Annotated in this window: 20 protein-coding genes and 5 pseudogenes; 11 read left to right on the top strand and 14 right to left on the bottom strand. The window is 72.6% G+C overall.

Annotated elements, in window-relative coordinates:
- Positions 1-254: 254 nt before the first annotated feature.
- Positions 255-703, bottom strand: a pseudogene (locus tag QC029_RS13705) (transposase family protein).
- A 296-nt stretch (positions 704-999) separates the two neighbouring features.
- Here QC029_RS13705 and QC029_RS13700 point away from each other — a divergent pair.
- The 7 genes and pseudogenes from QC029_RS13700 to QC029_RS13670 all read left to right on the top strand — a co-directional run.
- Positions 1,000-1,254 (top strand): hypothetical protein, encoded by a 255-nt coding sequence (locus tag QC029_RS13700; protein ID WP_279555910.1) that lies wholly within the window; start codon positions 1,000-1,002, stop codon positions 1,252-1,254.
- Positions 1,255-1,664: 410 nt separating this feature from the next.
- A complete protein-coding gene (locus QC029_RS13695) occupies positions 1,665-2,594 on the top strand; it encodes a hypothetical protein (RefSeq protein WP_279555909.1) in 930 nt (309 codons plus the stop codon).
- Positions 2,591-3,853: an MFS transporter gene (locus QC029_RS13690; RefSeq protein WP_279555908.1), complete on the top strand. Its 1,263-nt coding sequence runs from the start codon at positions 2,591-2,593 to the stop codon at positions 3,851-3,853. The genes QC029_RS13695 and QC029_RS13690 overlap by 4 nt, the downstream gene beginning before the upstream one ends.
- Complete coding sequence (locus tag QC029_RS13685; protein ID WP_279555907.1) at positions 3,846-4,739, top strand: trans-aconitate 2-methyltransferase; 894 nt, start codon at positions 3,846-3,848, stop codon at positions 4,737-4,739. Before QC029_RS13690 ends, QC029_RS13685 begins: the two co-directional genes overlap by 8 nt.
- Positions 4,736-5,458 (top strand): hypothetical protein, encoded by a 723-nt coding sequence (locus QC029_RS13680; RefSeq protein WP_279555906.1) that lies wholly within the window; start codon positions 4,736-4,738, stop codon positions 5,456-5,458. Before QC029_RS13685 ends, QC029_RS13680 begins: the two co-directional genes overlap by 4 nt.
- Before the next feature lie 53 nt (positions 5,459-5,511).
- Entirely contained in the window at positions 5,512-6,750 is a 1,239-nt protein-coding gene (locus QC029_RS13675) for a DUF2087 domain-containing protein (protein ID WP_279555905.1), read from the top strand.
- Positions 6,751-6,836: 86 nt separating this feature from the next.
- Positions 6,837-7,273, top strand: a pseudogene (locus QC029_RS13670) (transposase family protein); the annotation flags it as partial.
- Positions 7,274-7,315: 42 nt separating this feature from the next.
- Here the strand turns inward: QC029_RS13670 and QC029_RS13665 are convergent.
- Positions 7,316-7,654, bottom strand: a pseudogene (locus tag QC029_RS13665) (LLM class flavin-dependent oxidoreductase); the annotation flags it as partial.
- A gap of 178 nt (positions 7,655-7,832) precedes the next feature.
- Positions 7,833-9,092, bottom strand: coding sequence for an MFS transporter (locus QC029_RS13660; RefSeq protein WP_279555904.1), 1,260 nt, complete (start codon positions 9,090-9,092; stop codon positions 7,833-7,835).
- 86 nt (positions 9,093-9,178) lie between these two features.
- Between QC029_RS13660 and QC029_RS13655 the strand changes: the two genes are divergently transcribed.
- Both QC029_RS13655 and QC029_RS13650 read left to right on the top strand, forming a co-directional pair.
- Entirely contained in the window at positions 9,179-9,637 is a 459-nt protein-coding gene (locus QC029_RS13655) for a helix-turn-helix domain-containing protein (RefSeq protein WP_279555903.1), read from the top strand.
- A 184-nt stretch (positions 9,638-9,821) separates the two neighbouring features.
- Positions 9,822-10,094, top strand: a pseudogene (locus QC029_RS13650) (IS701 family transposase); the annotation flags it as partial.
- A gap of 381 nt (positions 10,095-10,475) precedes the next feature.
- Here the strand turns inward: QC029_RS13650 and QC029_RS13645 are convergent.
- Positions 10,476-10,868 carry a VOC family protein gene (locus QC029_RS13645; RefSeq protein WP_279555902.1) on the bottom strand — a complete coding sequence of 131 codons (393 nt, stop codon included), beginning with the start codon at positions 10,866-10,868 and terminating at the stop codon, positions 10,476-10,478.
- Complete coding sequence (locus QC029_RS13640) at positions 10,865-11,167, bottom strand: helix-turn-helix transcriptional regulator (RefSeq protein WP_279555901.1); 303 nt, start codon at positions 11,165-11,167, stop codon at positions 10,865-10,867. The genes QC029_RS13645 and QC029_RS13640 overlap by 4 nt, the downstream gene beginning before the upstream one ends.
- A gap of 648 nt (positions 11,168-11,815) precedes the next feature.
- Between QC029_RS13640 and QC029_RS13635 the strand changes: the two genes are divergently transcribed.
- Positions 11,816-12,670 carry a methyltransferase domain-containing protein gene (locus QC029_RS13635; protein ID WP_279555900.1) on the top strand — a complete coding sequence of 285 codons (855 nt, stop codon included), beginning with the start codon at positions 11,816-11,818 and terminating at the stop codon, positions 12,668-12,670.
- Positions 12,667-12,900, top strand: a pseudogene (locus tag QC029_RS13630) (transposase); the annotation flags it as partial. The gene QC029_RS13635 and the pseudogene QC029_RS13630, both read left to right, overlap by 4 nt.
- Before the next feature lie 50 nt (positions 12,901-12,950).
- Here QC029_RS13630 and QC029_RS13625 read toward each other — a convergent pair.
- From QC029_RS13625 to QC029_RS13585, 9 genes are all read right to left on the bottom strand, one after another.
- On the bottom strand, positions 12,951-13,763 hold the full coding sequence (locus QC029_RS13625; protein WP_279555899.1) for a pentapeptide repeat-containing protein: 813 nt from the start codon (positions 13,761-13,763) through the stop codon (positions 12,951-12,953).
- A 22-nt stretch (positions 13,764-13,785) separates the two neighbouring features.
- Positions 13,786-14,094 (bottom strand): hypothetical protein, encoded by a 309-nt coding sequence (locus QC029_RS13620; RefSeq protein ID WP_279555898.1) that lies wholly within the window; start codon positions 14,092-14,094, stop codon positions 13,786-13,788.
- Positions 14,091-14,519 (bottom strand): DUF6313 family protein, encoded by a 429-nt coding sequence (locus QC029_RS13615; RefSeq protein WP_279555897.1) that lies wholly within the window; start codon positions 14,517-14,519, stop codon positions 14,091-14,093. Before QC029_RS13615 ends, QC029_RS13620 begins: the two co-directional genes overlap by 4 nt.
- Positions 14,520-14,857: 338 nt before the next feature.
- The gene (locus QC029_RS13610) at positions 14,858-16,093 is read right to left on the bottom strand and encodes an epoxide hydrolase family protein (RefSeq protein WP_279555896.1); all 1,236 of its coding nucleotides are present in this window, start codon (positions 16,091-16,093) and stop codon (positions 14,858-14,860) included.
- 555 nt (positions 16,094-16,648) lie between these two features.
- The gene (locus tag QC029_RS13605; RefSeq protein ID WP_279555895.1) at positions 16,649-17,518 is read right to left on the bottom strand and encodes an AraC family transcriptional regulator; all 870 of its coding nucleotides are present in this window, start codon (positions 17,516-17,518) and stop codon (positions 16,649-16,651) included.
- A 281-nt stretch (positions 17,519-17,799) separates the two neighbouring features.
- Complete coding sequence (locus QC029_RS13600; protein WP_279555894.1) at positions 17,800-18,333, bottom strand: hypothetical protein; 534 nt, start codon at positions 18,331-18,333, stop codon at positions 17,800-17,802.
- 533 nt (positions 18,334-18,866) lie between these two features.
- On the bottom strand, positions 18,867-19,253 hold the full coding sequence (locus QC029_RS13595) for a peptidase inhibitor family I36 protein (RefSeq protein ID WP_279555893.1): 387 nt from the start codon (positions 19,251-19,253) through the stop codon (positions 18,867-18,869).
- A gap of 302 nt (positions 19,254-19,555) precedes the next feature.
- Positions 19,556-23,548 (bottom strand): type I polyketide synthase, encoded by a 3,993-nt coding sequence (locus QC029_RS13590; RefSeq protein ID WP_279555892.1) that lies wholly within the window; start codon positions 23,546-23,548, stop codon positions 19,556-19,558.
- Between the two features lie 39 nt (positions 23,549-23,587).
- The coding region (locus QC029_RS13585) for a phosphopantetheine-binding protein (protein ID WP_279555891.1) at positions 23,588-24,377 on the bottom strand (790 nt) is incomplete at its 5' end.

Genomic DNA, 24,377 nt, shown 5'->3' with positions numbered 1-24,377 from the left:
GCGACGAGAACGGACAGGAGCACCCGATCCGGCTCCGGCCCGCCGCTGAGGGCGGCCTCGTCCTCGTCAGCTCCACCTGCCGGAACCTGCGCCCGTCGGCTCCCCACCTCCACCAGGTGGACCGAGTGGTCATCGTCTTCGTGAAGCCCGCCCAGGCGCAGGTGGACAATGTCCCACCCAGCCTGCTCACGCATGAAGCGATTCGTGCTGCTCCATGTGGATCATTTCGTTGAAAAAACGTCACCGGACCTCTTTCATCCTGCGTAGTCGCAGGTCAGGAGGACGTGTACGACTCGGACAGTACGGCCGAGGCGTCGGATTGAGCAGCGGGCTCGTTGTAGCGCCCGCCAGGACTTCAGCCGGGCGATGGCGCGTTCGCCCAGACTGACCAGGGCCTCGTGCAGGCTCGGCGCCCAGGCGGCCAGAACCTCGATGGTTTCGTCCACGTACCGTCAGGCCGTCGCCTCGGACACCCCGAAACCCGCCGCGACCTGCGCCAACGTTTCGTTCTTCCGTAGGTGCGCGAGGGCCGGCAGGGCTTGCTTGAAGCAGCCGAGCTTCCGCCACCGTGTGCCGAGTTCACGCCTTGGGGCATGGATCAGCCAGGAGACATGCTCGACCAGCTCGTGCGGGACGTCGAGCATGGCAGGATACGGAACCAACGAAGCCCCCCGGCCGCCGGTGTGTTGAGTGGAATCACCACGCCAACGACGAGGGGCTTCGCCATGTCACCACGACTTCGACGACCAGGGCGTTTCACCCCCGAGGTACAGAATGAAAGAGATTCGGTGACAGATCGGACGCCAAGTGACTGCGCCGAAGACCTGTTCTGCGAGGGCAGCGATTCGGTCAAACCCGCTGTGAACCGTTGAGCGCATGTTGCTTCCTGGTTAGCCTGACTCGGCACCGTGAACGGAACAGCCAGTAGGTCATCGAGATCACGGGAGACTGCCAGTGTCCATCGTTCTTGATCAGTCCCTCGAAATCGCGGAACTTCGCGTGGACGACGTGGAGCCGGTACAGGCCAACGTCAAGTACGCGCAGCTCGGCGTGGACGACGTGGAGCCGGTACAGGCCAACGTCAAGTACGCGCAGCTCGGCGTGGACGACGTGGAGCCGGTACAGGCCAACGTCAAGTACGCGCAGCTCGGCGTGGACGACGTGGAGCCGGTACAGGCCAACGTCAAGTACGCGCAGCTCGGCGTGGACGACATGGAACCGGTACAGGCCAACGTCAAGTACGCGCAGCTCTGATCACCACCGCGCAGAGCTGTACCTGCGGAGGGGTGTCAAGGAGCGCTTGCCGCCCCTCCGCCCGAATTCCCGGCGGGCGTCGGCAAGCACCGCACGACATGGCCATCGTGGAGCACGAGGAAACGTGAAGGGGCGGGATCGTGCCAAAGACCGAACTCTTCAGCCCGGAGTTTGCGAATGAGGTCTGGGGGAAAAGGGCAGCGGAACTCGGTCCGGGAGACGTGCACCTGGCCGGAGAAGAGGAGATTTTCGCGGCGCTTTCGGAATACCTCAGCAACGGTCCGCGGCTGCGAGCCCTGAACAAGCATTCCGAATCCGTGACGGCCGTGGATGGCGTGCGGACGGACTCGCCGTTAGCCGAGTTCCATCCCGACCCCGCCGACGGCTCTTTGGACGGCTATCTCCAGCGAGTGGACAAGACCGCCGACGGCAGGGAATGGGCCATCGCCTACTTCGGGCTGCACGCCGCGAGCACTGCCATGTGGGACACGGCCAAGCGCTTCGCGGACGCGCTCGCCCGCTGCCTCGGGCACCGGCCGGGCGGGCGCGTGGACATCGACTGCTTCATCGGCCGGTACTCCTCGACCCACACCGGCGTCCACGTGGACCACGCGCACAACTTCGCCGCCACTCTGCGGGACGGCAAGACCATGTTCACCTGGCCCGGCGGGCGTCGGGACCTGCTGGGCCTGAAGTCCCCGGATTATGACGTCCACAAGGCCGAGGGCACCGCGCTGCGCAACGCCACCGACCGGATCGCGTACTTCCCCGAGGACCACCTGCACGTCGCCGAGAGCAAGGACGGCGTCTCCGTCAACGTCAACATCACCTTCTGGGAGCGCGGGGAGGACACACGCGGCCACGCGGACTGGATCCGGTCGGTGCTGCGCACCCCGCAGCGCACGTCGCACGATCCGCACTCCTCGGGAGCCGCCTCGCTGACGGCCGACAACCGGCTCCTGCTCCAGACGGTGCGTTCCCTCGGCAGCGATCGGAGTCTGGAGCGCCGGCTGGCCGTCGCCCAGCTCGTCACGGACAGCAGCGGACGGCTGAACGTGCCCAGGCCCGCCACGGAAAAGCGGCGGCTGCCCGAGGTGGTGACCATGTCCCCGGTCACCACGCTCCAGTGGTACGTCCTGGACGGCCTGGAGGAGATGCTGATCGCCGCCAACGGGCACTGCACGGGCTTCCCTTACCGCGCGGACACGGAGGTGTTCCTCGAGGCGGTGGCGGGTGGTGAACCGGTCGACCTGTCCTGGCTCAACGACGAGCGGGAACGTGAGAGGCGCCCGGATCTGGCCACGGCGGTGACGGCGCTCGCACGATGGGGAGCCCTTTGAGCACCGAGCACACCCCACACCCGGGCTCGGCGGCCGGCACCGCCGCGCCGGGCGGCCTCACCGCCCTCCTGGCCTGTGTCGCGCTGTTGCTCGGAAGCTTCGGCGACGAGATGGCGCAGGTCACCTTCGCTCTCAGCCTGACCGAGGACCCCTCGCTCGCGGTGATGTCGGCGCTGCTGGCGAGCGGGCTCGCCGGAGGCGTGGCCGCGAGCCCCTGCGCCCCCGCGCTGCTGACCCGGATCGGCGTCCGGGGCCTGATCGTCGCGGTCTTCACAATGGAGAGCCTGGTCATCGTAGCCGCGGGCCTACTCGACGCCTTCGCCGGCTACGCGCTGGCCGCCTTCGTCCTGGGTTTCCTCGGCTCGCTGCTGTGGTCGGCCGTGATGGTGCTCCTGCCGTCCCTGGCCCGGCGGGAAGCAGATCTCGGCCGGATGAACCGGGCGGTGCAGACGGTGCGCAACCTGGGGTACGTCGTGGGTCCCGCGCTCGGCGGCGTGCTGTACGCGAAAGCCCAGGGGGTGGCGGCGCTGTGGGGAATCGGCGTGGTCATGCTGCTCGCCGCCGCCACCGCCGGCAGCACGCTGCGGCGGATGGCGGCGGACGGAGCCGACGTGCCCGCCGCCGGGCGCTCCCGTGGCGGGCGCGCCGTCCTGTCGCTGCCGGGGCTGCTAAGGCTGCCCGGGATGACACGGGCGGTGTCCCCCCTGGTGGTCACCGTCCTGACCACGTCGATGCTCAACGTCGTGCTCATCCTGTTCGTGCGCGAGGAACTGGGATACGGAGCCGACGACTACGGGCTCGTCGTCAGCACCCTGAGCATCGGCCTGGTCCTCGGCCCGCTGGCACTGGCGAAGCCATGTGCCCGCTTCGGGGAACCGGCCGGCGCGGCGCTGAGCGCGGCGGTCATCGGCGCGGCGCTCATCGCCATGAGCGCGGGCGCCGGCCTGTGGTGGCTGGTGGCCGCGGCCCTGGTGGCGGGATGTGCCAACGGCGTGCAGAACACCCTGATGTCGACGTACGTGATGGCGGTCGTCCCCGCCGACAGGCGAGAGCAGTACATGCCCGCGTACGTACTGATCCTCCAGAGCTCTGTGCTGGTGGGCTTCCTGACCGCCGGCCTGTTCCAGGTCCGCCACAGCGGCGCGGTGCTGTTCGCTTGCGGATGCGCGGCCGCCGCGGCCGGCGTCACGGGTGCGCTGCTGAACCGCGGAGTCCGAGCGTCATCGACGTACGAAAGGAATGAGGAAGCGCATGTCTGAGGGAATCAGCCGCTTCGAACGCTCCTCGATCGGCCTCGAGGAGATAGACCTGCAGCCTCCCCTGGACAAGATCGTCAAATCAGGGCTCGCCCGCCTGCGGGTCAGCCAGTACTACTTCGACGACCCGTTGTTCGACGAATACGAGGCGACCACCGTGCGGGCGACCTGGGACTTCCCGGCCGCCGAGCGGGTCGTTGCGGACGGCCACAGCGTGCTCGACCTCGGCTGCGGGGACGGACGCCTGCTGCTGCACCTGAGCGAGCGGTACACGCTCGGCGACAGCATTGGCGTGGACATCTCGCAGATCGCCATTGACCGCTTCCGCGCCCACATCCCCCCGGGCGCCAAGGACCGGGTGGAGGCCCGCGTCGGCGACATCTTCGACTTGCCCGAGGACATCAGGCGGCGCCGGTTCGACGTGGTCACGTTCGGGGACGCCACCGTCAACTTCGTCGTGGACGACGACCGTCTCGTCCGGCTGCTGCGCACCGCGCGCGACCAGCTCCGCGACGACACCAGCAGGGTTCTGATCGCGGTGCTCGCCGACGGCACACCCGAACAGCTGGCCTTCATGGACAACAGGACGACCGTCGTGCCGTTCCGCACCTCCGACGGCAGGGCGGCCCTGATCTGGTGGGCGTACAGGTTCGACGCCGAGCGCCTGATCCTGCGCCGCTCGACGTTCGTGCAGTCGGGCTGGACCGAGGACGGCGACATCGAGGGCATGGTGTGTGACCTGCGGGACCGGCTGTGGACGCCTTCCTCCATCGCGCCGCTGGCCAGGCAGGCCGGCCTGGAGATGGAGGACGTGTCGGGCGCCGAGGTACAGGACGGTGCGGCCGTCGGCATGGGCACGGCGGTCATGGTGCTCCGGCCGGTCCGGTGAGGACCGACCCGCTGCCGCCGCTGTTCTGCCGCAACACCGGCGGCTACCTGTGGCAGGTCGCCGACTTCCTGAGCCGGGACCACTCAGCGTCCTACCCGCGGGGAGTCCAGCTCGCCCGGCCCCGCCGCCCCGAGGTGGACGGCGCCCGGCTGTGGCCCGCCGCCCTGCCGCCCGACCTCGTCGTCCGCCGCGCCGAGGGGACGGCCAGGCACCGGCCGGTCGCGCCGGTGCTCACCCCCGCCGACGGGCCGCGGGCTCTGCTCGTCAACCGTGACACCGGCGCCTTCGCCGAGATGCCCGCCGCGTTGGCCGACGCCTTCGAGGACTGGGTGCGGGCCGGTGACCTGGGGCGCGTCGAGGTCTGCGGGGTGACGGCCGAGGCCGGACACCTGCTGGTGGCGCTGCTGCGGCACGGGTTGCTCACGGCCGACCCGGCGCCCGCCCCGCCCCCGGCGCACCGGGCCCCGGCCTACTTGCGGGAACCCACAGCCCAGCTCGTGCCGCGGCCCGGTGAGACCTTCTGCGTGAACCGACTCACCGGACGGGCGCTGCGGGCCAACGCGGAGGTGGTGCGGCTGCTCCAGGAGTGCGAACGTACCGCGGTGGTGATCCCGGACGTCGAAGCGGGCGCCTGCCTGGCCACTCTCGTGACGGCTGGGATACTGCGACCCGTGGCGCCGCCCCCGGCGAGCAGCGCCGGCGCGGCGGCCGAGCGGTGACCGCCACTGGATCGCGAGGACGGTCCACCGACGAGAAAGGGAACGAGGCAACGGTGACACCCATCCGCCCCGGCATGGGCACGGAGAACGCCTGCCACGTGCTGGCGTCGCTCGTGCTGGCGTCGCGCCCTGCCCTGGTCGTCGAAATCGGCGCGGGCGACAGCACCCTGGCCCTGGCCCGTGCTCTGCGGCAGGCCAGGGACGCCCACGCCGAGGACGCCGCACTGGCCGCGTCGGGAAGCTGGAGCGAACGCGGCGCCCTGCTGTACCCGCCCGCGCTCGCCTCCCCGTACGAGCCGCGCCTGGTGACCGTCGACGACTTCTCCGGCGAGGGATCGTCCGCCGAGCTCGCCTGGAAGCTGCTGCGGGCCGAGCACGGGGACGCCTCCTTCGTGTCCTTCGTGCGGTCGGACTTCTTCCGCCTGCCCGACGACGAGCTCGACGGCTGGGGCGGGATCGACCTGGCCTGGGTGGACGCCGGCACCCCTACCGACGACGTGCGCTTCCTCGCCCGGCTGTGGCCGCGGCTGCGACCGGGCGGGTTCCTGTGCCTGCATGAACCGATGATGACCACCACAGTCGGAACGGCGCAGGGCAACGCCGTCCGCACGGTCCGCTCGCCGGTGTGGGAGGAGATCTGTTCCCGTTATGACGGTTCGTACGAGTTCCTGACTGTTCCCGAACGCCACAAGTACCGCCAGACCGGCATCGGGATCATGCGCAAGCGCCTGGAGGGCGAACGGGCCCCGCGGGCCTCCACCTTCCAGCGCGAGATGACCGAGATCGGGGAGGCGCCCATCCGCTTCGAGACCACCGGCATCGGCGGCTCTCACCTGGAACGCGAGGCCGCGGCACGCTCCCTGCTCAACATCATGGGCGACCCGGTGGCCCGTTCCGTCTACGCCCACGTCTGTGCCGGAGCCACCAGTCCGGCGCAGGTGGCCGAGCGCACCGGCCGCCCCGCCCGCGACATCGGCCGCACCGTGTCCCGTCTCGTCGCCGCCGGGCTGGTCATCTCCGAAGCCGGGGAGCTGCGCGAGAACCCGGGGGCCTGGGACGCCGTACGGGCCGCGGGCGGCCGCCGGTACGGCCCGCTCGGCGACAGCGAACTGGAGGACCCCGCCTGCCTGGCCTCCATCGCGCGGCAGTTCCGTTCGGGCGTGAAGTACGACGAGACGCAGGTCTCCGAGGTGTGCCGCATGTTCACCGAGGACTTCGCGCGCCTGCGCCGCCGTCTGGTGGACGACGGCCACCTGATAAGGGAACGGGGGCTCTACTGGCATCCCGAGTGACGCATACCACCCGCCCGGACGGATGAGAGGCCCGCGCGGCCTCCCGTTTTCACCCACCACTGGACAGGGTTCGGCCAAGTTCCGTGATCGTCGGGGTTGCCGGTGATGCCCAGACGGCGTCGGAGCGGTCCTGGACAACCCCGTTCGCCGGGCTGAGTCCGCGGTGGCTCGGCAAGCCCATCGCCGCGCCGCGGCGCGAGGGCACCGGTCCGGGCCGCCGGGGCCGGCCGCTGGAAGACCGGGTGCTGCCGGTGGGGGTACTGACGCACCAACCTCACCCTGCACCGGCTCGCCCCGCTGTTCGGGGTCTCGGCGTCGGCGGCCGACCGGATCGTCGCCCACTTCGGGCCGGCTCTCGCTCTCCGGCCACGGCGGTGGTACCGCACACACGGTACTCATCATGGACGGCGCGCTGGTGCCCGCCCGCGACCGGACGGTGGCCGCCTCCGGCAAGGACTACCGCTACTCCACCAACCACCGGGTCGTCATCGACGCCGGCGCCCGGCTGATGCTCGCCCGCCCAGCGCAGCAGGGTGGAGTTACCGCCGCCGAAAGTGAACGGCACCCGGTCCTGTACCGTGCGCGGACCGTCCGGCCGAGCCGACCGGGCACACACCTCCGGGCCGTCGAGGGTCACCTCCTCCGTCGGTAGCGCGCGGCACGCCTCGGCCGCAGCGGTGAAGCGCCGTACGCGCCCGCTAACGTCGGGGCGCCGCAAGCCGATCACGGCCCGCTCGGCGAGAGTGTGCCCGGCGCCCGGCGCCGGCCGGGCCCGACCACCCGAGACGACGTCCAGGGTCGCGAGGTCAGAGGCAAGCGGCAGCGGCTCGCGCACTCCGGCGTTGGCCGCGTAGGGCCCGAGGCCGATGCGTTCGGTGACCGGTGCGGCGGCCGCCGGGACCAGGAACGGGGAGGCTGCCGCCCCCTGGTGGTCGGGGATTGAGGATCGGACCCGGCGGGGCCGCCCCTCAAGCCCGGCGGGAGGGGTGACTTCGCAGAGCGGATCGCCGATCAGGGTGTACCGGCTCCCGGTCGTCCGGAGCGCCTGGCGGGCGGTGGCCTCGACGACGGCGAGGGGTGGATCAGGGCACTTTGGAGTCGTTCGTCAGGTGTCCGGCCCGGCCTGCTCCTTGCGTCTCCGTCCGGGGTCGGCGCGCGCCTGCGGTGTCGGACAGGGGATTCGCGTTACCGCGACGCGGTCGCCTGTCGGTCGCCCAGACGGCCAGCGCGCAGGCCGCGAACCCGGCCCCGAGGAGACTGGATCCCGCCCAGCCGCCGGCGGTGAAGACGGCGGTGGTCGCGGCTGCGCCGAGAGCGGAGCCGAGCGAGTAGAAGACCATGTGGCCCCCGATGACGCTGCTGACCCGGTCCGGATGCGCGGTGGTGAGCAGATGCTGGTTGCTCACGTGTACGGACTGGACCGCGAAGTCGAGGACCACGATGCCGGCGATGAGGAGCCACAGCGACCACGGCATCTGTGCGATCGCCGCCCACGAGAGGATCAGCAGGGCGAGCGCGAGACCGGTGACCGGGACCGCCCGTCCTGCGTCCGCCCACCGTCCGGCACGTGCCGCGCCGAGTGCACCGGCCAGCCCGGCGATGCCGAACAGTCCGACCTGACTCTCGCTCAATTGCCACGGCGTGTCCATCAGCGGCAGCGACAGCCCGCTCCACAGGGTTCCGAAGGACGCGAACAGGAAGAACGCGATGAGTCCGCGCGTCAGGAAGAGGCGCTGCCCGAACAGTCCGCCGAGCGAGGCGACGACCTGCCTGTACCCCGCGGGCGGGCCGGGGCGCTCCTCCGACGGCAGTGCGGCGAGGACGAGGGCCGCGAGCCCGAGTGACAGCGCCGCGAGCACGGCATAGACGCTCCGCCAGCCCCACACGTCGGCGAGCGCGCCGGCGACGACCCGCGCACCCAGGATGCCGACCACGACACCCGAGGTCACGACACCGATGTTCCGTCCGCGTTCGGCGGGCGCCGAGACCGACGCGGCGTAGGCCACCGTGGTCTGCACCACGACCGCGAACACCCCGGCCAGCGCGAGCCCCGCGAACGCCACCCACGCGGCCGACGCCACAGCCGTCAGGACCATGGCGGCTGCGGTGACCGCCAGGTGCACGGCGATGAGCCGGCGCCTGTCGACCGTGTCGCCGAGCGGCACCAGCAGCACCAGTCCTGCCAGGTAGCCGACCTGTCCGGTCGCGACGATCCATCCGGTGAGTTCTGCCGGCACACCGAGGTCGCGTCCCATCGGCTCCAGGACCGGTTGTGCGGCATAGAGGCTCGCCACAGCGACGCCACACACCACCGCGAGCAGCAGCCGCCGCCATACGTCCATTACGCCCCGATCCCGATCAGTAGCAAATCGCAACTGTTTTGACGGTACGGCATGATGGTTTCAATCTGCAACCCATGGGAGGTGGCATGTCACGCAGCACCGGGCGCGCCCCGGACACCGGCTGGACCGACCCCGACTGCCCCGTCGCCCGCACGCTCGACCTCGTCGGCGACCGGTGGAGCCTTCTCGTCATCCGCGACGCGATGGACGGGGCACGGTCGTTCACCGAGTTCCAGCGACGCACCGGCATCGCCCGCAACATCCTCACCGACCGCCTCCGCAAGCTCACCGCTCACGGACTCCTCGCCCGGCGCACCGCACCGTCGGGCCGCCGCCAGGAGTACGTGCTCACCGACGCCGGCCGCGCCCTCTTCCCCGTCGTCCTCACCCTGCGCCAGTGGGGGGAACGTCATGCCTTCGCTCCCGGCGAGACTCACTCCACCCTCGTCGACCGGCACGGCATCCCGGTACCGGAATTCACGCCGTCCACCGCCGACGGCACCCCCCTCGACGCCGACACCACCCACGTGCGGAAGACCCGATAGAAGCCCCCGGCCCCTCCAGACCTCGCGGACGCCACACCATCCACGCGCCCGCCGGGTCCTCGCCCGCGTCCCGTCAGGAGCCAGGCACCGCGAGAAGTGGCGGCCGGCGCCGGACATGCCCGACACCCTGGCCGGCTGGTGCATGAGCCCGCCCGTGGTCGCGGCCGACGCCTAGGCTTCCGCTGACTACTGGCTGCCCAGCCTGCCGGCCGACGCCCCGATCGCCGACCTGGTCCGGCTGGCCAAGGTCCGCCGACACATCGAGCACGACTACCGCGAGCTCAAGCACGGCCTGGGCCTGGAGCACTTCGAAGGCCGGTCCCGGCTCGGCTGACACCACCACGTCACCCTCGTCACCACCGCCCACGCGTTCCTCACCGAACAGCGCCTGGTCCCGAGAGCCGGTACCGCGGACTCACGCTCTACCAGATCCTCGACGCCCTCCAGGACATCCTGAGGTGCCGGACCGGCACCTGCACCACCCGCCACCGCCCCCTGCACAGCAGGACACACACGACACCAAGATCGAGACAGACCCAACGGAGTCCTATCAGGAGCCTCCGCCGACTTGGAGTCGCGGGCGAAAGGGCCGGTGCGGCCGGCGCTCGGGGGGCTCGCGCTGGTCGTGCGCGGTGGTCTGCGGAGTAGGTCATTCGACGGCGGGGGCGGGCGGTGGGTGGCCGGTTCGCGGATTCCCCGCGCGCGGTCGCACGAGGGAGTGGCTGTGCGTGGCCGCCGGGCCGGCGGTCGTCGTCCGTTGTGTGTTCACGCCGTTGACGGACTTCGGGGCGGGGGTCCGGTCGCCGTGGCGGCCGGACCCCCGCTCGAGGCCGACCGCTTACCGCTGCTGTGCTGCGATCTGGATCAGGTTGCCGCAGGTGTCGTCGAAGACGGCGGTGGTGACCGGGCCCATCGTCAGGGGCTCCTGGGTGAAGCGAACGCCGAGGGCGTGCAGGCGCTCGTACTCCGCCTCCACGTCGGCGACGGCGAACTGGGCGAGCGGGATGCCGTCCTTGACGAGCGCGTCGCGGTAGGGCTTGACGGCCGGGTGGCCGGCGGGCTCCAGGAGGAGTTCGGTGCCGTCGGGCTCGTCGGGCGCGACGACGGTCAGCCACCGGGCCTCCTCGCCCAGCGGGACGTCGTGCTTCTTCACGAAGCCGAGGATGTCGGTGTAGAAGTGCTCGGCCTTGGCCTGGTCGTCGACGAAGACGCTGGTCAGATGGATCTTCATGGAGTGCTCTTCTCCGGTCCGGGTGGGTTGGGCATGGGCCATCGTTCGGTTATCTGCCGCAGCGGGGCTGTGTTGAGGTCGTGGAACTTGTAGCGGCCCTCCCGTCTGGTCTCGACGAGCCCGGCGGCCTCCAGCAGGGCGAGGTGCTGGGAGACCGCCTGTCGCGAGATGCCGAGCTGGTGCTTCATGCTCAGTCGCGAGCAGATCTCGAACAGTGTCTGTCCGGACTTCTCCGTGAGCTCGTCGAGGATGATGCGGCGGGTGGGGTCGGCCAGGGCTTTGAAGAGGTCGTCGGCCACGACCACAGGATAGGCAAGTATTTACTTGCCTATCAAGTCGGGGGCCGCAGGCCTATGGGGTGGATCGCCTGTCAGCGGCTGACTCCGAGGTTCCTCGGCACAGGCAAGGCGCGCCGGGGGCGGGACGCTTTGACGGGGCCGGTGCGGAGTTCGGTCGGGGCCCGCCGGCTCCTGAGGTGGGCGAAGCCCTCCTCGACCGGCGCCCGCCCGACGACGGGGACGCGCAGGTAGTCCGGCGGAAGCGTGGTTCCCGCCATGCCCGGCGCACGGTGCGGGATCAGCACCACCGCCCGTCCTCCGGCCTGCCCCGGCGCCCGGGCAGCCGAGGCGCGCTGTCGGCGATCCGCTCGCTCATCCGCCAGGGACCCGCCCGGCGACGGCTCTCCCAGGTCGCGTCTCCCGAGTCCGGTGGGACACGAAGGGCTTCGCCGATGCTCGTAGACTCATGACGTGGCATTCATGAGCACCCCGCACTGCTGCTTCCTGTGATCGGAAGGCGCTGAGGGCGATGCCGGACGGCGTCGCCCTCCTTGGCGTGCCTGCCACGTGAACCACGTTCCCGGCGCTGCCCGTTCCCTCCCGAGGCAGTGACGCCCTGAGCGCGCGCAGGCACGGTTCCTTCCCTTCACCCCTTGTCAGGAGTGCCTCGTGCCCGTGTCGCTTCCCCCTGCCCTCGAACTGTCCCTCGACGTGCTGCGCTGCCCGACATGCCGCACGCGCCGCCTGCACCCCGGCCGCGGCGCACTGCGCTGCCCGGTGGGCCACACCTTCGACGTCGCCCGCCACGGCTACGCCAGCCTGCTGACGGGCACCCGCGCCACGAGCGGCGACGACGCAACCATGGTCCGGGCCCGGGACCGGTTCCTGTCCACCGGCGCCTACGCGCCCATCCGCGACGTCGGGGCCCGCCTGGCGACCGACGCCGTGTCCGAGCGGGCCACGGTCGTGGACGTGGGATGCGGCACGGGCTACTACCTGACCGGCGTACTCGACCGGTTGCCCGGCGCCCGTGGTCTGGGGCTGGACACATCGGTGCGCGCGCTGCGCTCGGCAGCCCGTGCTCACGACCGAGCCGCCGCGGCGGCCTGGGACGTCTTCCGTCCCTTCCCGCTGGCCGACGGGGTGGCCGATGTCGTGCTGGACGTGTTCGCCCCGCGCAACCCGGCCGAGTTCCACCGCGTGCTGCGCCCGACCGGCCGGTTGATCGTGGTCCGTCCCACCGGGCGGCACCTGGCCGAGCTGCGCGGCCGGTTGCCTGCCATGGTCACGGTCGACCCGGCCAAGGAACAGCGCCTGCACCGGGCACTGGACCCCTTCTTCGAGGCCGTCACCACCGAACGGGTCGAGTACCCCGCGACCTTGACCGGGCTGGACGCCGTGGACCTGGTGGCGATGACGCCGAGCGCACGCCACGTGAGCCGTGCGGACCTGAACGATGGCGGCCTCCCCCTGCCCGACCGGGTCACCGTCTCCGTGCTGGTCACTGCCTACCGGCCTCGGTGACCCCGAGCGGACGCACGCGCCCGCCGACCGACGAGCAGTGGGCACGCCCGGCGCCCTGCCCTCCCCACAACACCGGGAAGGCAGGGCGCCCGCTCGCCGACCACCGTCGCACCACCGAAGGGATCATCCACCGGTACCGCGCCGGCATCCCCCGGGGAGATCTGCCCCGCGAAGTCCCCGGTCCCTGGCAGACGGTACGGAAGCGCCGTCGCAGGTGGTCGGCCGACGGCAACCGGAACGCGGTTCCGACCCGACCGGTGCGGGTTGCGGTGCCGGTCCGTTACCTCCGTACCGCACCCGACCGGTCCCGGGCCTGATCACCGCGCACCCGGTAGACGCCCGGAGCCACCTCGTCGGACTCTTCGACGACGAGGGACGCCAGGTAGGCAGGCCAGCGGGTGTCTGAATCCCAGGTCGCCCCCGCTGGAAGCCGCACGCCCGCAGCGGTTGCGAGGTCCGCGCCGCGCAGGTCCGCGTCGGGCAGCCTCGCGCCGGTCAGGTCCGCGTAGCGCAGGTCCGCACCGTACAGGCGCGCACCGTGCAGGTTCGCGCCGTACAGGTTCGCGTCGTGCAGATCCGTGCCGCGCAGGTTCGCGCCGGGCAGCTTCGCGCCGGTCAGGTTCGCGCCGGGCAACTCCGCGGAGGTCAGGTCCGCGCCGGTCAGGTCCGCACCACCCAGCTCCGCGCCGCTCAGGTCCGCACCGGTCAGATCCGCACCACCCAACTCCGCGAAGGTCAGGTTCGCGCCGGACAGGTTCGCGCGGGTCAGCTCCGCGACGGTCAGGTCCACGCCGGTCAGGTCCGCACCGGTCAGGTCCGCACCACCCAGCTCCGCGCCGTACAGGCGCGCGCCGTTCAGGTCCGCGCCGCGCAGGTTCGCGGCGGCCAGGTTCAGCGGATCGACAGCGGACGGTCTCCTGGGCCGGTTGAGGTGTGCGGCTTGCGGGACTGGTGCGTGGGGTGTTTCCTCCGCGTACTGTGCGATGGCTTCCGCGGTGGTGGTGATGGCGGTGGCGGGGGCGTCGGGACAGGCGAGGTAGAGCAGCCCGCGGAGAGCGGCCGCGTGTCGTTCGCGCTCGTCGTCCGTCACCACGTCTCCAGGGTAGGCCGGTAACTCATAGCGGGGGTCGTTGTCGCTTGACGCAGATGGGGCAGCGGTAGTCGGGTCGGGTGTTGGCCGCCAGCAGGAAGCCGACTGCTGAGTTCTCGGCCCGGCGTACGGGGCCGTCCGTACTGCCGGGTGGAGGGGGTGCCGCCGATCCCATGATCGTCTCGATGATCCGGGTGAAGCATCTCTCCGCCTGTTTCCAGTCCGGTTCGGCGTCCGGGCCGTCGGGACCGACGGGGTGGCGGGTGCCGAAGGCCAGGACCGCGGCCCTGACCGTGTCGTTGCCCTGTTCGTAGACGTCGTGCAACGTGATCACGCGCCGCTCCCGGAGGAGGGGGGCGGCGGTGGTTCGGCCAGGCGGCGCAACTCGTCGAGGACGTCGTTCAGTTCGCGCGCGTGGTGGGCCTGGATCTGCTCGGTGATGACGTAGCCGGCCGCGGCTCCGATGACGGCGGGGACAGCAGCCCAGCCGGTCAGGGACAGCGGCCACGCGCACCACTGGGGGCGCACGGTCGCGGGCGAGGTGATCCCGATCAGTACGTCGTAGGCGTCTCCCCAGCCGATCAGGAACCCGTTGAGCACGTACAGGGCCGCGCACACCGCGAGCACGGCAGCGCCCCGGCTGAGCAGCCAGAAGCCGAACCGGGGCAGAGCGTGCCGGTCGGCCCAGCGTGCCCGCAGCCGTTGCCGCCGGCCCGGCGGCGGGGGCCCGTCGGATAAAGGAGCAGGCGCTGAGGACACCCTGCTTACGGTAGGGGCCGGAGCGCCTGCGAGGGAGGTAAACGACCACCCCCGCCGTGGGAATCGACGCGTGCCCGGCGCACAGCGGTACGGCGGGGCCGGGCAGCGTCGCGGTGCGCGGTGCGGCGGACGCGGCGAGGGTCGTACGAGCCGCCGGACAGGCCCGGGGGCCTGGCTCGGACACCAGCCGCACAGCAGGTCGCGGGCAGCGCGGGCTCCTGCGAGGAGGCCGGCTCGGGCAGGCGGCGTGGCGGGCGGTGCGGGCCGGCCGGCCGACGCGCACGCTCCCGCCGGGCAACGCCTGCCCGGCCCGTTGCCGGGCGAGTCCGCAGGGTCGTTCAGGGCCTGCGGCCGTGGAAGGTGCGGCGCAGGTCGCTCACCCAGGCGTCGGGGTTCTCCCAGGGGATGAAGTGGCCGCCGTGGTCGTGGGCGTTGACGTTGACGTGGTTGAACCAGCCGGCCTGCGGGCCGGTCTCGAACGCCCGGACGCGCTCGTCGGCGCTGTGGATGCCGGGCGGGTTCTCGTACGTGACGAAGGTGAGGCCGACCGGGGCCTGCACGGCCGGGGTGCGGTCGTGGGCGGGTGTCCAGGGGTAGCGGTTGGCGTTGGCGTAGTAACGCATCGACGTGGCGATGGAGTTGTTCGCCCAGTAGATCGTGGCGTGGGTGAGCAGGTCGTCCTTGGTGAAGACGGACTCGAGGTCGCCGCCGTTGTCGCTCCAGGCGTTCCAGCGCTCCAGCAGCCAGGCGAGCAGTCCGGCGGGTGAGTCGCTCAGCCCGTGGGCCAGGGTGGCGCCGTCGAGCATGTGCACGGCGAGGTGGGACGCCGAGCGGTGGTCCAGCTCGATGATGCGGGCGCGGACGTCGGCGGGCTGGTCGTCGGTGAGGGGCCGATTCCGGGCGAAGTCCCAGGCGCGGGGGCCGGTGAAGAAGTCGAGCGGCAGCCCGGAGCCGATGTGGATGCCGTACAGCTCGTCGGCGTACTTGTGGCCGAGCTGGCTGGAGACGATCCCGCCGATGTCGCAGCCCCCGGCGGCGTACTTCTCGTATCCCAGGGTCTCGGTCATCAGGGTGTGCCAGAGGTCGGAGACCTTCCAGAAGTTGACGTCCGGGAAGCCGGTGAGCGGGCCGGGGAAACCGAAGCCGGGCAGGGAGGGCACGATGACGTCGAACGCGTCGGCGGGGTCACCGCCGAACGCGGCCGGGTCGGCGAGCGGGTCGATCACCTTCGACCAGTGCCAGAACGTCCACGGCCAGCCGTGGGTGAGGATCAACGGGATCGGGCGAGGGCCGCGGCCGGGCTTGCGCATGAAGTGCACCGGGACACCGGCGACGCTCGTCCGGTAGTGCTCGTAGGCGTTGATGGCGGCCTCGGCCTCGCGCCAGTCGTAGCCGTCCCGCCAGTAGGCGACCAGCTCGCGGAGGTAGCTGTCCGGGACGCCGTAGGACCAGTCCTCGTTCCCTTCATCCAGCGGCGGGCGGGTCAGGGTGAGACGGGTGCGCAGGTCGTCGAGGACCTCGTCGGGCACGTGGATCGGGGTGGGCTCCAGGGGGAAGGCGTGCGGGGTGGTCATGGTGTGTGGTCCCTTTGCCGGGTAGGGGAAGCGGTGTCGTCGGCCTGTTGCCGGTCGGGCGGCGATCCGGGTCGTTGCGAGGAGTGCGGGCGGCGATGCGGCGGGTGCCTGCCGGTGGCGCGGGTCGAACCGGGCGGCCGGGACGGCCGGTTCGACCGGTTCGACCGGTGTGCTCCTTTCGCCTCGACTCGACCACCTCGGCACCGGCGCGGGCACTCGACGGCTCCGACGATAGAACGTCTCCCCCTCCGTCCCGGTGCGGCGTCGCACCGGTGGACCCCGCCGTACGGAAACCGGGGTCTGTGCGGGCCGAGCCGCCCCGACCGGTTCGGCGACGGCGGCCGCCCTCCGGCGCGGACCGCGCCCGGCTGATGACGGCGGCGGTGTCGAACGGGTCGCCCGGACCGGCCGCCGCCGACCGTTCACCTGGTTCAGGCCCACGGCGCCGGTGGGAGGGGCGCTGTGGGCCTGTCACCCGACCGTGCCGCCGCACTCAACGAGCGTCAGCCGAACGGGTTTCCCGGCGATCCGGACCGGTTCCGCGGCCGCAGTCCGTCACGCCGGTTCGACGGGCAGCCACAGCTCGCAGGTCGCGGTGCTGAAGTCGTCCGCGTGCTCGAGGACCGCGACCATCGAGGGTCCCGGCCGGAGGCGCCAGGGGTTGGAGGGGAACCACTCGGTCGCGGTCGCGGCCCAGGTCGTCTGCAGGGCCTGCGGGTGCGGCCCGGTGGTGCGGAAGACCGCCCACCTGCCGGCCGGTACCTCGATGGCGTCGAGGTCGTCGGGGGCCGGCGTGTCCCGGGAGACGGCGACCCCGTGCAGGTAGGTCAGTTCGCTGCCCTCCGCGCCGTCGGGGTCGAGGTCGTCGCAGACCTGCAGCAGGCCGCCCGGTTCGGTGTCGCCGAGGGCCTTCAGCCGGAGATGCGCCTCCTGCGGCAGTGCGGTGATGTGCTGCTGGATGTGCGGGTTGACGCCCCGGTGGATGAGCGGAACCCGGGTCGCGTGTCCGACCAGCCGGAACGCGGGTCGGTCTACGAGGCGGGTGTCCATGGGGATGCTCCCTTCGACGGTCAGGCGGAACCTGAGCTGCGGTTGTGTACGCAAGGGGCCTCCGTCGCGGCGCACGTCACCGGGGCCGGCGCCGTGGACGGCGCGGAACGCACGCCCGAACGCCTCGGTCGAGCCGTATCCGTGCCGGACGGCGATGCTCAGCAGGTCGTCCTCACCCCGGACGACGTCGGCGGCGGCGACGGTCATGCGGCGCCGGCGCACGTACTCCGACAGCGGCATGCCGGCCAACGACGAGAACATCCGGCGCAGGTGGTACTCGGTCGTGCCGAGCCCCCTGGCCAATCCGTCGACGTCGAGCTCCTCGGCGAGGTGCTCCTCGACGAGATCGACAAGCTGGTTGAGTGCCGAGATCACGAGGCCTCCTTTCGATGCCAACCCTGCCGGAGGAATCCCGGCCGTACCCGACCGCTGCGGTCCGATCCGATCATGCGTCCGGGCAGGCACGGAACCGCCGTACGCCCGTGCCGCCGGGCAAGCGCTCGCTCGACCCCGTGTTTTCACGGAGCGACCGGCCGACGGCTGATCGAGAACGTGGGAGGTGCTCCTGGACCGCAGCGGCAGGACCTGCCCAAGGTTTTGTCCGCTGCCGTCGAAGGGGCACTTCCCGGACGAGGCAGCGTGCCGCGTCCGGCGGATCAGGGGCGGACCGGGAGGCGGCGGGCCGGGGGCGAGCCGTCGGCGGGGACGGTGCCGCTCACCACCAGGGCCTCCCCCGTGTCGGCGAACTCCCAGCGAGTCGCGTACCCCCCGCGCTCGGACGGCCACTCGGCGCGGACGACAGGGCGGCTCAGCAGGCTCTCGAACCAGGCGGCGCACCGCTCCGCGAGCTCCTCGACCGTGCCGGAAGCCCGGAGGAGACCGTGCTCGGGCGTCTCGTGGAGGTTGAAGAGCTGGTCGCGGACCTTCCCCGCCCGTACGTGTGTGCCGTGGAAGTGCACGGCCCACTCGCCGAGCACCAGTGGGCGCGACTCATCGAGGAGACAGACGTGGGCCAGGAGCGACGACCCGTCCTCGGGCCGCCCGGCCCCGCTGGGGGCCGACGGCACCCGCCAGGCGGCGGCCCGGGCGCGCAGGGCCGCGAGGAAGGCGAGTTCCGCCTCGTCGAAGTCCCACGGCTCCTCGCCGCACTCCTGCGGGTCCTCGACCTCGAACCAGTCGCTGACGTCCACGCGGAGACTCTAGAGCCAGGGGCCAAAGGGGCGTCCTGCGGGTGACGGGCAAAGCCATGACCGGATCACGGCGGCCGTCTGCCTCCGCGAGGGCATCGAGGCGCGTGTCGGTAGAGAGGGACCGGCCGCCGGCGGGCAGTCGCTCCGGACTCACCACGGCCCCACGACCCCAGCGGGAGGAGCCTCGAGGACGGGGACGGGGACGGGGGTGGGGGTGGGGATGGGTGAGGCCGTGGGCGCGGTGCAGGCGATTGCGGGCCATCACCTGCCCGGCCGGCGCCTCCCGCGGCGTCCCCGCCCCCCCCGGAGCGGCGGCCGGGACGGGGAGGAGGTGGGCGGAGCGGCGCGGCAGGAACACCGCGCGCGGCTGGAGTACGGCCTCCCGGTGGCCGGATCGGCCGCCTTCGCCGTCCGGACCGGGCACGACCGGTCGGCTCCGTCCGGGCCGGGTGCCCGCGACCGACCGGGGCACTGTGCCGGCGGGAAGGTCGCGGGCCACGGGCGGAAACCCCCGTCCGGCCGGTTCCGGGCGGTCAGAAGCCCGAGTACTGCGATCCGGGAGTGCACCGGTAGGGACGGAAGGAGGTCATCCGGTCGTTGAGGGCCGGATCGACCACCGCGTCGGATCCGCCCGGCGGGACGACCAGCATGCAGGAGCCGTAACTCTGGTGGTTGTAGACGCTGATGTACTCGTTCGTACGGTTCCAGTAGGAGGTCATCCGGTCGTTCATGTAGGAGCCGATGTTGGGCTGCGCTCCGGTGGAGTAGGCGAAGCGACCCTCGTAGCCGGAGTGCTCCCAGACGCAGAACGCGCCCTCCGGGCACTGGCTGTAGTGCGCCGACGCCTGCCCCGGCACGCCCACCACGGTGACGGCGGCCAGCACACCGGCGCCGACCACGGCGGCGATCCTGTTCTTCACGTGTTCCCTCTCGTTCTGCGCACCCGTACGGGAAGCCGCGACCGCGGTCGTCGGATGCGGGGGATTCCGGGGACGGCCGGACGGCCTCCGGTACGGGAGGAGGCCCAGCCGGGGATCCCGGGGGTGATGGGCGGGGCCGGCCAGGACACCGACGAGACGACCCGCGTGAGCATTCTGCCGTCCCGCCGCACGGCGGGACAGGCTCTCCGCTTGCCGTTCCCTTGCCCGGCCGCAGAGGGGGCGCTTCCCGTGAGGGGACGGTTCCCGCTCCGAGCGTCTCGGTCCGGGCCGGGGCACACCGGTCACATCCCCCGCCCCCGCAGCCAGGAGTCGACCGCCCGGGCGGTGGTGGGAGCGTGCTCCTCCAGCATGGAGAAGTGGTCGCCGGGGACGTCCACCACCTCGTCCGCGTACTCCCAGCCCGGCAGGGCCGCCGAGGTGCCGTCGACGGCGTCCCGGGCCCGTACCAGCAGGCCGCCGGTCCCGTTCAGGGCCGCGGGCTCCCAGTCGGCGTGGAGGGCGAGGTAGCCGCCCATCGCGGTCAGCCGGGTCTCGTCCGGGAGGACGGCGGTGTCCCCCGCCGGCCACAGCCGGGAGAGCATCAGCGGCAGGGCGCGGTCGTCGGCGGTCCGCGAGAGGGTGTCGAGCAGGACGACCGCGGCGGCCGGGGAGCCCAGCCGCTCCAGCTCCTGCGCCACCGCGTGGGCGATCCAGCCTCCGGAGGACCGGCCCAGCAGGACGGCCGGGTGGCCGCCGGTCAGTTCCAGCACCGCCTCCGTCTGGACGCCGACGGCGGCCTCCCGGCTGTCCGGCAGCGGCTCGCCCGCCCGGTAGCCGAGGTGCGGCAGGGCCGTCACCTCGCGGCTGCCCCGGAGCCCGGCGGCCAGCCGCAGGTACTCGTGCGGGCCGGAGACGGCTCCGAGGGACGGGAAGCAGACGACGGCGGGCCCGGTGCCTCCCCGGGCGAGCCGGACCGGCTCGGGCCGGTACGCCGTCCGGGACCGCTGCGCGAAGCACGGCGCCAGGCGGGCCGCCGCCGCCAGCAGTTCCATCGCCTGTTCCGGCCGGCCCTGCTCGCAGCCCTGCCGGAACAGGCGCGTCAGCATGCCCTCCGCCTCTCCGGGACCGCCGGCGGGCTCCGGACCCCGCTCCTGGAGGGCCTGGTCCAGATGGCGGGCGAGCAGGTCGGCCGACGGGTGGTCGAAGACCGCGGTGGGCGCCAGCCGCAGCCCGGTCGCCTCACCGAGCCGGACGCGCAGCTGGGCGGCCGTCAGGGAGTCGAGGCCGAGTTCGAGGAGCGACCGGTCGGGGTCGAGGTCGTCGGCGCGGCCGTGTCCGAGGACGGCCGCGGCCCGGGCCCGCACCAGGTGCCGCAGTTCCCGCAGGCGCTCGTCCGGGGTGAGGGAGGCCGGCAGCCGGTGCGGCGGGACGTCCTCGCGCGGCGGACCGGCCTCCTCGGGGCACCGCTCGGGGGACGGCGGCGCGTCCGCCCGCACCGGGCCGGGCGCCAGCCAGTAGTGCCGCCGCTGGAAGGCGTAGGTGGGCAGGGCGATCCGGCGCGGGCGCCGCCCGGCGAGTGCCGCCGTCCAGTCGACGGCTCCGCCGCGGACGTACAGCTGGGCGGCGGAGGTCAGGAAGCGGTCGAGCCCTCCCTCGCCGCGGCGGAGCGTCTCCACCACGACGGGCCCCCGGCCGGGAGCGGAGGGCGGCAGGGCCGCCTCGGCGGTCTCCTGGACGCCGGTGACCAGTACCGGGTGCGGGCTGACCTCGACGAAGAAGCGGTGCCCGGCGTCCAGGAGCGCACGGACGGTCTGCTCGAACCGCACGGTCCGCCGCAGGTTGCGGTACCAGTAACCGGCGTCGGCGACGGGGCCTGCGCCCGTCTCGCCGTCCACGGTGGAGTGGAGCGGCACCCGCGGCTCCCGGGGGGCGACCGGCGCCAGCAGTCCGGCCAGTTCCTCCCGGATCCGCTCCACGTGCGGGGAGTGCGAGGCGTAGTCCACCGGGACGCGGCGCACCCGGACGTTCCCGGCCTCGCACCCGGCGAGGAACTCCTCCAGCGCGGCCGGCTCTCCCGCGACGACGGTGGAGTGCGGCCCGTTGACCGCCGCGACGCACACCCGGTCGTCGAGGCCGCCGCCGGCCAGCCGCGCGACCACCTCGACCGCCGGCAGCCGCACGGACGCCATACCGCCGGTCCCGGCCAGGCGGGTCAGGGTCCGGCTGCGCAGGGCCACGACCCGGGCGGCGTCCTCCAGGGTGAGCGCCCCGGCCACGCAGGCCGCCGCGATCTCCCCCTGGGAGTGGCCGACGACGGCGGCCGGCTCCACCCCGTACGCCCGCCACAGCGCCGCCAGGGACACCATCACGGCGAACAGCACCGGCTGGACGACGTCCACCCGGTCCGGCGGGGGCGTGCCGGGCGCGCCCCGCAGCACCTCGGTCAGCCGCCAGCCGACGTGCGGGGCGAGCGCGGCCTCGCACTGGAGCATCCGCTCACGGAACACCGGGGAGGTCTCCAGCAGCTTCGCCGCCATGCCCTCCCACTGGGCCCCCTGACCGGGGAAGACGAAGACGGGCCCGCCGACCGCCGCGGCCGCCGTTCCCCGCACCAGGCCGGGGGGTGTCTCGTCCGGTTCCGCGGTGGCCAGCTCCTTCAGCCGGGCCAGGAGCTCCTCCCGGTCGGCGGCGATCAGGACGGCCCGGTGGTCGAGACGGGCGCGGGTGGTGGCCAGGGAGAGGGCGACGTCGGCGGGGCCGAGACCGGGACGGCTCTCCAGATGGGCCAGGAGCCGGTCGGCCTGGACCCGGAGGGCCTGCGGGGTGTGTGCCGACAGCGTCCAGGGAAGCACGCCGGAGTCCTGCCCGGGGCTCTGCTCCGGGTTCCGCTCCGGCCCCTGGCCGGTCTCCTGCTCCGGCGCCTGTTCGACGACGACGTGGGCGTTGGTGCCGCTGAGGCCGAAGGAGGAGACACCGGCGCGGCGGGGACGGCCGGCCTCCGGCCACTGCCGCGCCTCGGTCAGCAGTTCCACCGACCCCGCGCTCCAGTCGATGCGCGGAGAGGGCGCGTCGATGTGCAGTGACCTGGGCAGCGTCCCGTGCCGCATGGCCAGGATCATCTTGATCACGCCCGCCGCTCCGGCCGCGGCCATGGTGTGGCCGATGTTGGACTTCAGCGAGCCCAGCCACAGCGGACGGCCCGCCTCCCGCCCCTGGCCGTAGGTGGCCAGCAGCGCCTGCGCCTCGATCGGATCGCCCAGCCGCGTCCCCGTCCCGTGCGCCTCCACCGCGTCCACCTCGGCCGCGGAGAGCCGGGCGTCGGCCAGCGCCTGCCCGATCACCCGCCGCTGCGCCCTTCCGCTCGGGGCGGTCAGGCCGTTGGTGGCGCCGTCCTGGTTGACGGCCGAGCCGCGGATGACGGCCAGCACCTGATGCCCGTTGCGGCGGGCGTCCGACAGCCGCTCGACGAGAAGGACGGCCGCGCCCTCGGCCCAGCCGGTGCCGTCCGCCGCGGCCGCGAAGGACTTGGGGCGGCCGTCGGGCGCCAGGGCCCCCTGGCGGCTGAACTCCGTGAACGGGCCCGGCGTGGCCATCACCGTCACCCCGCCGGCCAGCGCCAGGGAGCACTCCCCGCGCCGCAGCGCCTGCACCGCCAGGTGCAGCGCCACCAGTGAGGAGGAGCACGCGGTGTCCACGGTGATCGCGGGGCCCTCGAAGCCGAAGAAGTACGAGATCCGGCCGGACGCCACACTGCCCGCCACACCGGTGCCGAGGTGGCCGCGTACGTCCTGCGGCGGGTTCGCGCCGGAGGCGTAGTCGTGCAGCAGGGTCCCGGCGAACACCCCGACGGGGGTGCCCCGCAGCGTGGTGGGATCGATTCCGGCGTCCTCGAAGACCTCCCACGCGGTCTCCAGCAGCAGCCGCTGCTGGGGGTCCATCGCCAGCGCCTCGCGCGGGGAGATCCGGAAGAACTCCGCGTCGAACCGCGGGGCGTCGTAGCAGAAACCGCCCCTCCGGGTGATGGAGGTGTCCGTGCTCCCGGGGGTGTCGCCGTGCAGGGCGTCCAGGTCCCAGCCGCGGTCGTCGGGGAAGTCCCCTGTCGCGTCCCGCTCCTCGACCAGCAGCCGCCACAGATCGTCGGGGCAGGCCACACCGCCGGGCAGGCGGCAGCCCATGCCGACGACGGCGATCGGCTCACGGTTCCTGTCCTCGGCCTCCCGCAGCCGGCGCCTGGTATCGCGCAGGTCGGCCGTCGCCCGCTTGAGGTAGTCGAGCAGTTTCTCATCGTCGGACATGTGGTCCTCCGGCCTCCGTGCGGGAACGGTGACACGTGGTCATGGGGTCTCCAGCTCTGCGTCCAGCAGGTCGAAGACCTCCTGTGCGGAGGCTCCGGAGAGATCGGCGGAGGGGTCGCCGGAGGCCGTGGCGCCGGGGTCGGCGAGCGCGGCGCGGTCGTTCCAGTCCAGCAGCATCGACCGCAGCCGCTCGGCGATCCGGGCGGCCTCCCCGGCACCGTCTCCGGTGGCGGCGGAGGCGGCAGCGGTGGCGAGCGCGGACTCCAGCCTGTCGAGCTCGGCGTGGACCGGGGCGAGAGCCTCGGCTCCGGCTTCGGCGGGGCCGGTACCGATCTCCTCTCGCAGCCGGTCGATCAGGGCGAGCGGCGTCGGGCAGTCGAACAGCAGCGTCGGCGGCAGCCGGAGTCCCGTGGCCCCGGTCAGCCGGTTGCGGAGCTCGACGGCGGTCAGGGAGTCGATGCCGAGTTCCTCGAAGCCGTCCGCGAGGTCGACGTCCTCCCCGGACTCGTACCCGAAGACCTGCGCGGTCTCCCGGCGGACGATCGTGGTCAGGGCCCGGTCGCGTTCGGCCGGCGCCATCGCGGTCAGTCCGGCGGCGCCGTCGTCCTTGCCCGTCCTCGCCCCCGCCTCCGCCCCCGCCTCCGCCTCCGCCTCCGTCTCCTCACCGGGCCGGTCCTGCGCGGGCGCGGAGGGCTCCTCGATCCAGTAGTGCTGGTTTTGGAAGGGGTAGGTGGGCAGGTCGACGCGGGCCCCTCCCAGCGCCCGCAGGGAAGCCGTCCACTCCGCCACGGGCACCTCACCACGGAACTCCCCACCGGTGCCCTCCCGC

This window comes from Streptomyces sp. DH37, from assembly GCF_029813835.1.
Classification (GTDB): domain Bacteria; phylum Actinomycetota; class Actinomycetes; order Streptomycetales; family Streptomycetaceae; genus Streptomyces.
This window is presented reverse-complemented; position numbering and strand designations above follow the sequence as displayed.